The following is a 1,285-nucleotide window of genomic DNA, read 5'->3' as shown; positions in this document are numbered from 1 at the left end:
ACGAAGGACAGGTTAACCAGGAACGTTTACCTAATGGCGATACCCGCTGTCACTACCAGGTTGCGCACGTACCGGGTGACCCGGACAACCCTTTTGAGGCAACCTTTGTGTTTGGTCGCAACAGCCAGCTCAAGGAGTTATCTGCCAAGTCTACCTCTAATCCTGAGCGTACATTTCCCACAACGGAATTCACGCCCGAGGCGAGGTCTATACTTCCTGGTTCTTCCGATCTGGCAAAGCTTCCTAATGAAATATTGGATCGTATAGCAGGGCATATTGCCTCAGATGATCCCAACGGCGTCTTGGCTCTACGGCAGACCAACTGGCACCTGAATGCCGTTGCAAATAGTCATATCACACCGACACAACGCTTTTTGATAAATCATGGCCAGCGTCTCGGAGACATTGGCTTTAGCAAAGCCGATATAAAAGACTTGCTCGAAAGGTCCGAAGCGGTACGGGGTTTCGTTGTGGAGAACGGCGCGACCCTTCACGCAGCAGGCCATAGCGCCGAAGACATGCGAATTCTAGCCGAAGAGACTAAAGCGGTACGTGATTTCGTTTTGGAGCATCGCGCGACCCTTCACGCAGCAGACCATGACGGCTTCGACATGCGAGCGCTAGCCAAAAAGCCTGAAGCGATACGTAGTTTCGTTTTGGAAAACGGCGAGAAACTTCATAAAACAGGCCGTAGCCCCTACGACATGGTAAGGCTAGCCACCAAGCCTGAAAGGGAACGTGGTTTCGTTTCGGAGAACTGCGAAAAACTTCATAAAACAGGCCATAACGTCGACGCCATGCAAGAGCTAGCCGAAGAGCCTGAAGCGGTACGTGATTTCGTTGTGGAGCATTGCGCGACCCTTCACGCAGCAGGCCATAACGCCGATGCCATGCGAATTTTAGCCGAAGAGATTAAAGCGGTACGTAGTTTCGTTTTGGAGAACGGCGAGAAACTTCATAAAGCAGGCCATAGCCCCTACGACATGCGAGCGGTAGCCAAAAAGCCTGAAGAAGAGCGACAGGCTGTGATAGAGGATTTAAAAACAAAAGGGTAAAACAATGACTCCCTTGGGGTTCTCTTAATGTGAGTCCCAATCTCTACCGTACAGAAAGGATAAGCCTCTAGTTCTGTCATTGAGTTAAAGCCTTGCTAATGTGTCCAACTTTCGGGGGTCAGTTCATTCTTTAGGCCTTATAGCTAGCGCTCGCATGTCGATAGCGCTATGGCCTGCTTTATGAAGTTTCTCGCCGTTCTCCAAAACGAAACCACGTACCTCCTCAGTCT

Annotated in this window: 1 protein-coding gene; it reads left to right on the top strand. The window is 50.4% G+C overall.

Going from position 1 to position 1,285, the window contains the following annotated elements:
• Positions 1-1,055, top strand: a 1,055-nt coding sequence (locus tag IEX86_RS24640; RefSeq protein ID WP_188868777.1) for an F-box protein, incomplete at its 5' end; no start/stop codon positions are given.
• Positions 1,056-1,285: the final 230 nt, after the last annotated feature.

This window comes from Pseudomonas asuensis, from assembly GCF_014646755.1.
Lineage (GTDB): Bacteria > Pseudomonadota > Gammaproteobacteria > Pseudomonadales > Pseudomonadaceae > Chryseomonas > Chryseomonas asuensis.
The sequence above is the reverse complement of the archived record's forward strand: the minus strand, read 5'-3'. Positions and strand labels throughout refer to the sequence as shown.